Source organism: Geobacillus sp. ZGt-1 (genome assembly GCF_001026865.1).
Classification (GTDB): domain Bacteria; phylum Bacillota; class Bacilli; order Bacillales; family Anoxybacillaceae; genus Geobacillus; species Geobacillus thermoleovorans.
In genome coordinates this window covers 137,484-144,636 of the sequence record NZ_LDPD01000013.1, presented here as the reverse complement: position 1 = coordinate 144,636, position 7,153 = coordinate 137,484, and the positions used below count along the sequence as shown (strand labels likewise).

The following is a 7,153-nucleotide window of genomic DNA, read 5'->3' as shown; positions in this document are numbered from 1 at the left end:
TAAGTGGGGGTAGTTGACTCTCTCTCTCCTCCGTTCCATTCGTGTTGCAGGCGGGCATACGCCCCGAGCGGATCGGCGGCGCGGGTGAGGCTGCGGCCGACGACGATGTAGTCAGAACCAAGCGCACGCGCTTTCCTTGGGGTGACGACGCGCACTTGGTCGTGCGCCGCATCATCAGCAAAGCGGATACCCGGGGTGACGGCAAGGAACGAGGCGCCGCACCGTTCTTTGATGAACGCCGCTTCGTTCGCTGAACAGACGACGCCGTCAAGGCCGCTCTCTTTCGCCAAGGCGGCGTAATGGGCGACTGTTTCCGCAAGCGGGCGGGAAATCCACAGCTCCTCATGAAGCATTCGCTCGTCCGTGCTTGTCAGCTGGGTGACAGCGATGCAGCGCGGCCGCATTCTTCCGCTTGGCGTGCCGGCGTCAAGCCCCTCGATCGCCGCTTCCATCATGCGCCGGCCGCCGGCGGCGTGGACGTTCACCAAATCGGCGCCGACACGGGCGAGCCCTTTCATCGCCTGTTTCACCGTATTTGGGATGTCATGCAGTTTTAAGTCTAAAAAGACGGCATGTCCTTGTTCTTTGAGAAACGCGACGATGGCTGGACCTTCCTGATAGTACAGCTCCATGCCGACTTTGACGAACAGCGGCGTTCCGGCAAACGGCCGCAAAAACCGCTCCACCTCTTGTTTTGATGGGAAATCAAGCGCGACAATGAACGGCGTGTGCACCGGTCTTCCAGCTCCTTCCTATGCATTCGGAAATGTGGCCGATCCCGAGGTCGTCCAACAGCGCCGGCAGGTCGGCGATGATCGTCGGGCAGACGAACGGATCGACGAAGTTGGCCGTGCCGACCGCAACCGCGCTCGCGCCGGCGTAGAAAAACTCGAGCACGTCTTCCGCCGTTTGAATGCCGCCCATGCCGATGATCGGAATCGACACCGCCTGGCTCACTTCATAAATCATGCGGATGGCGATCGGTTTCACCGCCGGGCCGGATAAGCCCCCGGTGCCGTTGGCCAAAATCGGCCGGCCTGTTTTCACGTCGATGCGCATGCCAACGAGCGTGTTGATCATCGTCAGGCCGTCAGCACCCGCTTGTTCAATGGCTTTCGCCATCGCGACGATGTCCGTAACGTTAGGCGACAGCTTCACATACACGGGGACAGCCGCCACTTCTTTGACAAGCCGCGTCAGTTCCGCGGCCACGTCCGGCACGGTGCCGAACGCAATCCCGCCTTTTTTCACGTTTGGGCAGGAAATGTTGAGCTCTAACGCATGGACATTGGGCGCTTTGGAAATCGCTTCGGCTACCTCGACGTACTCTTCCACCGTCGAGCCAGCGATGTTGGCGATGATCGGTACGTCAAACTGTTCAAGCCACGGCAGTTCTTCTTCGAGCACTTTGTCAAGGCCGGGGTTTTGCAGGCCGATGGCGTTTAACATCCCGCCCGGCGTTTCTGCCACCCTTGGTGTCGGGTTGCCAAAGCGCGGCTCTTTTGTCGTCGCCTTGATCATAATGGCGCCTAACACGCTTAAATCGTAAAACCGGGCGTACTCGCGGCCAAATCCAAAACAGCCGGACGCCGGCATGATCGGGTTTTTGAGCGAAAGACCCGGCAGTTCGACCGCAAGCCGGTTCATAGCACCACCTCCCCGGCCCGAAACACCGGGCCGTCGCTGCATACTTTTTTATACGCCGTCTCGCTCCCTGGCACATGGCAGACGCAGGCGAAACACGCCCCGACGCCGCAGCCCATCCGCTCCTCGAGCGACAAGTACACCGGCCGGTTCGGAAACCGTTCCGCAAGCGCCCGAAGCATCGGCTTCGGACCGCAGGCGTACAAGACGTCAAACTCGAGCGAGCGCGCTTCGATCACATCGGTGACGCGCCCGGCCGTTCCGTGCGAGCCGTCATCGGTCGCGACATGCGTCTCGCCGAACGCGGCAAATTCCTCTTCGTAAAAGACCGCCGCTTTCGTTTGAAACCCGAGCACGCTCACCACTTTGACGCCGCGCTTTGTGAGCTGTTTCGCCAGTTCATAGAGCGGCGGGACGCCGATGCCGCCGCCGACTAGCAGCGCCCGGCTGCCCGCCGGCGCGGCCTCGAGCGGAAAGCCGTTGCCGAGCGGGCCGAGCACATCGACCGTGTCGCCCGGCTGTTTTTGCGCCAACAGCGCCGTGCCTTTCCCTTCCTGGCGGTAAATGATCGTGCATTGGCCCTGCTTGCGGTCGATGCGGCAAAGGCTGAGCGGGCGGCGCAGGAGCGGATCGGCGGATGCGGCCACTTTCACATGAACGAACTGGCCCGGCTGCTTCATCTCTTGCACAAGGCGGCCGGAAAGCGTCAATTCATACGTCCGCTCGGCGATCAACCGCTGGCTTGCGACCGTCATTCGTTCGCGGCCGATCATGACTGCACCAGCCCTTCCGTCATCGCTGTTGTCGAGAACGTCATCGATTCGAGCACTTGCAGCATCGCCCTTGCCGTATCAAGCGACGTCAAGCATGGGATGCCGTTTTCGACCGCTTCGCGGCGGATGCGAAAGCCGTCGCTTTCCGGCTGCTTCCCTTTCGTCAGCGTATTGATGACGACTTGCGCCTTCCCTTGGCGGATGACATCTAAAATGTTCGGCGACGCCGAGTGGATTTTATTGACGACCGTCACCGGAATGCCGGCCGCGTTCAACGTTTCCGCCGTGCCGTTCGTCGCCAGCAGCTGATAGCCGATGTCGGCAAAGCGGCGCGCCAGCTCGACCGCTTCTTCTTTGTCTTTGTCGGCCACCGTCAACAGCACCGCCCCGTGCGGCTGGATCTGGATGCCCGAGGCGACGAGCCCCTTATAGAGCGCTTTTTCAAACGTCATGTCTTTGCCGATCACTTCGCCGGTCGATTTCATTTCCGGGCCGAGCGAAATGTCGACGTTACGCAATTTCGCAAACGAGAACACCGGCACTTTCACGTACACACCGGGGCGCACCGGACAGACGCCCGTCTCATAGCCCATGTCGGCGAGCTTCGCCCCTAAAATGGCTTTCGTGGCGAGATTCGCCATCGGCACGCCGGTGATTTTGCTTAAAAACGGCACCGTGCGGCTTGAGCGCGGGTTCACTTCCAAGACGTAGACGTCGCTTCCCGAGACGACAAACTGAATGTTCAACAGCCCGACAATATGCAGCCCGCGCGCCAGTCGGATCGTGTAATCCGCGATCTTGTCGATCACTTCCGCGCTTAATGTCTGGGGCGGGTAGACGGCAATCGAATCGCCGGAATGGACGCCGGCCCGCTCGATATGTTCCATGATCCCGGGGATGACGACCGTCTCGCCGTCGGCGATGGCATCGACTTCGACTTCCTTGCCGGTGATGTACCGGTCAACGAGCACCGGGTGCTGCGGATTGACGCGCACGGCGTGTTCCATGTAATGAAGCAGCTCCTCGCGGTTATAGACAATTTCCATCGCCCGGCCGCCGAGCACGTACGAAGGACGGACGAGCACCGGGTAGCCGATTTCTTCGGCGATGGCGACCGCTTCTTCGACCGAAACGGCCGTTTTGCCGGCCGGTTTGGGAATGCCGAGTTCCGAGAGCGCCTGTTCAAATTTGTCGCGATCTTCGGCGCGGTCCAAATCCTCAAGCGTTGTCCCAAGCAAGCGGACGCCGCGCGCCTCGAGTTCCGCCGCCAAGTTGATGGCCGTCTGACCGCCGAATTGGACGATGACGCCGATCGGCTGCTCGAGGTCGATGACATGCATCACGTCTTCGGCCGTCAGCGGCTCGAAATACAGTTTGTCCGACGTGCTGAAGTCGGTCGAGACCGTTTCCGGGTTGTTATTGATGATGATCGCCTCATAGCCGGCCTGCTTAATGGCCCAGACGCAATGGACGGTCGCATAGTCAAATTCGATCCCTTGGCCGATGCGGATCGGGCCGGAGCCAAGCACGATGACGCTCGGTTTTTCCGTCACGATCGATTCGTTTTCTTCCTCGTACGTGCTGTAGTAGTACGGCGTTTCCGACGTGAATTCGGCTGCGCACGTATCGACCATTTTGTACACCGGCATGATGCCTCGTTGGCGGCGCAGCGCGTAAATGTCGCGCTCCGTTTTGTTCCATAACGCCGCTATCGCCGCATCGGAGAAGCCGAGCCCCTTCGCTTTTTTTAACACGTCAAGGTCGCCCGGGTGGTTTTTCAAGACCGTTTCCATCTCGATGATGTTTTGAATCTTATGCAGGAAAAAGCGGTCGATTTGGCTCCATTCATGCAGCGTCTCCACCGTCACCCCGCGGCGGAGCGCCTCGGCGATGTAAAAGAGCCGTTCATCGCCCGCCTTACGGATCCGTTTTTCGATCACGTCATCCGCCGCGTTTTTTACTTCGTTCAATTCGAGATGGTGCACGCCGATCTCGAGCGAACGAACCGCTTTTAACAGCGATTCTTCAAACGTCCGGCCGATCGCCATCACTTCGCCGGTCGCTTTCATTTGCGTGCCAAGGCGGCGGTTCGCCGATTCAAATTTGTCAAACGGAAAGCGCGGAATTTTCGTGACGACATAATCGAGCGCCGGCTCGAAGCAGGCGTACGTTTTCCCGGTGACCGGGTTGATCATTTCGTCAAGCGTCAGCCCGACGGCGATTTTCGCCGCCAGTTTCGCGATCGGATACCCCGTTGCTTTGGACGCCAACGCCGACGAGCGGCTGACGCGCGGGTTCACTTCAATGACGTAATAGCGGAAGCTGTCCGGGTCAAGCGCCAGCTGGACGTTGCAGCCGCCTTCGATGCCAAGGGCGCGGATGATCTTAAGCGACGCGTTGCGGAGCAGCTGGTACTCGCGGTCGCTTAACGTCTGGCTCGGGGCGACGACGATCGAGTCACCCGTATGAATGCCGACCGGATCGATGTTTTCCATGTTGCAGACGACAATCGCGTTGTCGTTGGCGTCGCGCATCACTTCGTATTCAATCTCCTTGTAGCCGGCGATGCTCCGTTCAAGCAAGCATTGGTGCACCGGACTCAGCTTCAGGCCGGTTGACACAATCTCGACAAGCTCTTCTTCGTTCGTGCAAATGCCGCCGCCCGTGCCGCCGAGCGTGAACGCCGGACGGACGATGACCGGATAGCCGATCTGTTCGACAAAGGCGTACGCTTCTTCCAAGCTGTGAATAATCGCGCTTTCCGGCACCGGCTCGCCAAGCTCGTTCATGAGAGCGCGGAACTGTTCGCGGTCTTCCGCTTTTTCGATCGCTTCAAGCTTCGTGCCGAGAATTTCGACGCCGCACTCCTCGAGCACCCCGGCTTTGGCGAGCTCGACCGCCAAGTTAAGGCCCGTCTGGCCGCCAAGCGTCGGCAAAATCGCGTCCGGCCGCTCCTTGCGGATGATGCGGGCGACAAACTCAAGCGTCAGCGGCTCCATATACACTTTATCGGCGATTTCCGTATCGGTCATGATCGTCGCCGGGTTTGAGTTCACCAGAATGACTTTGTATCCTTCTTCTTTTAGGGCTAAGCACGCTTGCGTCCCTGCGTAGTCGAACTCGGCCGCCTGGCCGATGACGATCGGCCCCGAGCCGATGACTAAAATCGTTTCAATGTCGCGGCGCTTAGGCATGGATGACTTCCCCTTTCTTGTTGAACTGGCGGATGAGCGCCAAAAACTCGTCAAACAGCGGATTGGCATCTTCTGGCCCCGGCGACGCTTCCGGATGATACTGCACCGTAAACGCCGGGAAATCGAGATGGCGGAGCCCTTCGACCGTGCCGTCGTTTAAGGCGACATGCGTCACTTCAAGACGCGTGCCAGAAAGCGACTCGTGCGTGACCGTATACCCATGGTTTTGCGCCGTGATGGCGACTTTGCCGGTGCGCAAGTCTTTGACCGGATGGTTCGAGCCGCGATGGCCGAATTTCATTTTCTCCGTATTCGCCCCGCACGCCAACGCGAACAGCTGATGGCCGAGGCAGATGCCAAAGAGCGGCGCTTTGCCGAGAATCCCGCGGATCATCTCGATCGCTTCCGGCACGTCTTTCGGGTCGCCCGGTCCATTTGACAGCATCACTCCGTCCGGATGCCAGCTGAGCACGTCTTCCGCCGTCGCATTGTACGGCAACACGATGACATCGCAGTTTCGCTTGTTCAGTTCGCGCAAAATGCCGTGCTTCATCCCAAAGTCGATCAAGACGACGCGCTCGCCGCGCCCCGGGCTTGGGTAGGCGCTTTTTGTTGAGACGCGCCGCACTTGGTCGCGCGGCCACTCCATCGCCCGCAGCTTGGCTGCTGCTTCCACCGGATCGACATCTAGCCCACAGATCATCCCTTTTAACGTTCCGTATTGGCGGATAAGGCGCGTCAGTTTGCGCGTGTCAATGCCCGCGAGTCCCGGAATGTCTTTTTCTTTTAAATACTCATCCAGCGTCAGTTCTCCGCGCCAGTTGGACGGCATGAGGCACGCTTCTTTGACGATGAATCCGTGCACGTACGGGCGGATCGCTTCAAAGTCATCGCGGTTGATGCCGTAGTTGCCGATCAATGGATACGTCATCGTCACAATTTGCCCGCAATACGACGGGTCGGTCAAAATTTCTTGATACCCGGTCATGCCGGTGTTAAACACGACTTCGCCGGTCGTCTCTTTCAAGCTGCCAAACGCTTCGCCGACAAAAAACGAACCATCTTCTAAAATCAGCTGCCGTTTCATCTTTACGCCCTTCCTTTCTCCCATACGAGTGTACCGCCGACAAACGTCATCACCGGCCAGCCTTGGCACACCCAGCCGGCAAACGGCGTATTTTTCCCTTTTGAGGCAAACGTCTCGGGATCAATCGCTTCTTCCGTTTCCAAATCGATGACCGCAATGTCCGCCGGCGCCCCGACGGCAAGCCGCCCGGCCTTAAGGCCAAAACATTGCGCCGGCTTGATCGTCAGCCAATCGACAAGCTGCTTTAATGTAAACACGCCTGTTTTGACGAAATGGGTATATAAGAGCGGAAACGCCGTTTCGAGCCCAACGATGCCAAACGGCGCCGCCTCGATGCCTTTCGCTTTTTCCGCAGCCGTATGCGGCGCGTGGTCCGTAGCGATAAAATCGATCGTGCCATCGAGCAGGCCCTCAATGAGCGCCTCGCGGTCCGCGCGGCTGCGCAGCGGCGGGTT

6 protein-coding genes are annotated in these 7,153 nt (G+C 59.1%); all 6 read right to left on the bottom strand.

What is annotated here, in order from left to right:
* The coding region (gene pyrF, locus VU18_RS04945) for an orotidine-5'-phosphate decarboxylase (RefSeq protein ID WP_042381432.1) at positions 1-734 on the bottom strand (734 nt) is incomplete at its 3' end.
* Positions 706-1,647, bottom strand: a complete 942-nt coding sequence (locus tag VU18_RS04940; RefSeq protein ID WP_014195403.1) for a dihydroorotate dehydrogenase — start codon at positions 1,645-1,647, stop codon at positions 706-708. The genes VU18_RS04940 and pyrF, both read right to left, overlap by 29 nt.
* Positions 1,644-2,417 (bottom strand): dihydroorotate dehydrogenase electron transfer subunit, encoded by a 774-nt coding sequence (locus VU18_RS04935; RefSeq protein WP_047757737.1) that lies wholly within the window; start codon positions 2,415-2,417, stop codon positions 1,644-1,646. Before VU18_RS04935 ends, VU18_RS04940 begins: the two co-directional genes overlap by 4 nt.
* On the bottom strand, positions 2,414-5,611 hold the full coding sequence (carB, locus tag VU18_RS04930; protein ID WP_047757736.1) for a carbamoyl-phosphate synthase large subunit: 3,198 nt from the start codon (positions 5,609-5,611) through the stop codon (positions 2,414-2,416). Before carB ends, VU18_RS04935 begins: the two co-directional genes overlap by 4 nt.
* A complete protein-coding gene (locus VU18_RS04925) occupies positions 5,604-6,698 on the bottom strand; it encodes a carbamoyl phosphate synthase small subunit (protein WP_047757735.1) in 1,095 nt (364 codons plus the stop codon). The genes carB and VU18_RS04925 overlap by 8 nt, the downstream gene beginning before the upstream one ends.
* Positions 6,699-6,700: 2 nt before the next feature.
* Positions 6,701-7,153, bottom strand: a 453-nt coding sequence (locus tag VU18_RS19320) for an amidohydrolase family protein (protein ID WP_047757802.1), incomplete at its 5' end; no start/stop codon positions are given.

Coding starts and splice junctions, on each gene's coding strand:
- VU18_RS04935 (WP_047757737.1), bottom strand. CDS start 2,417: ATGATCGGCCGCGAACGAATGACGGTCGCAAGCCAGCGGTTGATCGCC.
- VU18_RS04925 (WP_047757735.1), bottom strand. CDS start 6,698: ATGAAACGGCAGCTGATTTTAGAAGATGGTTCGTTTTTTGTCGGCGAA.
- VU18_RS04940 (WP_014195403.1), bottom strand. CDS start 1,647: ATGAACCGGCTTGCGGTCGAACTGCCGGGTCTTTCGCTCAAAAACCCG.
- carB (WP_047757736.1), bottom strand. CDS start 5,611: ATGCCTAAGCGCCGCGACATTGAAACGATTTTAGTCATCGGCTCGGGG.